Raw genomic sequence first — 1,251 nt, forward strand, 5'->3', positions numbered from 1 at the left:
AAATTACAGGCTGCCCAAGATAATGCGCAATACGCGGCGCAACGGCTCGGCAGCACCCCACAAGAGTTGGTCGCCGACAGTGAATGCGCTGATGTATTCGCCACCCATCTCCAGTTTGCGGATACGGCCGACAGGAACAGACAGCGTGCCGGTAACTTTGGCGGGCGTCAGCTCGTGGATGCTGGCTTCTTTTTCGTTGGGGATAACTTTCACCCAGTCGTTCGCGCCTGCCAAAATCGCTTCGATTTCGGAAACAGGCAGGTCTTTTTTCAGCTTCAGGGTGAGGGCTTGGCTGTGGCAGCGCATAGAGCCGATGCGTACGCACAAGCCGTCGATTACGGTCGGATTGTCGCTGCGACCGAGGATTTTGTTGGTTTCTACGCCGCCCTTCCATTCTTCTTTTGACTGGCCGTTGCCCAAGTCCACGTCAATCCACGGAATCAGGCTGCCGGCGAGCGGTACGCCGAAGTTGGCTTTCGGATAGTCTTCGCTGCGCAGGAAATCGGACACTTTGCGGTCGATGTCGAGAATCGCGCTGGAAGGATCGGCAAGCTCGTCCGCCACTTTAGCGTGAATCGCGCCCATGCCGCTGATGAGTTCGCGCATGTTTTTCGCACCCGCGCCGGAAGCGGCTTGGTAGGTCATGCTGGTTGCCCATTCGACCAAATCGTTTTGGAACAGGCCGCCCAAAGCCATCAACATCAGGGAAACGGTACAGTTGCCGCCGATGTAGTTTTTCACGCCGTTTTTGAGACCGTTGTCGATGACGTTGCGATTGACAGGGTCGAGGACGATAATCGCATCGTCTTTCATGCGCAGGGAAGAAGCCGCGTCAACCCAGTAGCCGTTCCAGCCGCTGTCGCGCAGGGGTTGGAAGACGGATTTGGTGTAATCACCACCCTGACAGGTAACGATGATGTCCATTTTTGCCAATTCGGCAACATCGTTGGCATCCAACAATGTTTTGGCTGCCTGACCGAAATCAGGGGCAGCGCCGCCGACGTTGGAAGTGGTAAAGAAAAACGCTTCGGGAATGTGGGCGAAGTCGTTTTCTTCTTTCATACGCTGCATCAAAACAGAGCCGACCATACCGCGCCAGCCGACGAAACCTACTTTCATGTGTTACTCCTTACAAAGAAAATCCGGATAAGTTTATAGTGCATTAACAAAAATCGGAACGGCATCGCCTGCCGCTTTGTTCAGACTTTTGTTAACCCACTATAAAAAAGGGGAAAACGAGTGTTTTAACGC

The 1,251-nt window shown here is 53.8% G+C and carries 1 protein-coding gene; it reads right to left on the minus strand.

What is annotated here, in order from left to right; genetic code table 11:
• Positions 1-3 precede the first annotated feature (3 nt).
• Complete coding sequence (gene asd, locus ACTHUM_RS14500; protein ID WP_063076326.1) at positions 4-1,119, minus strand: aspartate-semialdehyde dehydrogenase; 1,116 nt, start codon at positions 1,117-1,119, stop codon at positions 4-6.
• Between the last annotated feature and the right edge of the window lie 132 nt (positions 1,120-1,251).

It is taken from the genome of Neisseria sp. P0021.S006, assembly GCF_051956895.1.

Bases quoted from the DNA above. Each gene is read 5' to 3' on its own strand.
- asd (WP_063076326.1), bottom strand. From the start codon at position 1,119: ATGAAAGTAGGTTTCGTCGGCTGGCGCGGTATGGTCGGCTCTGTTTTG.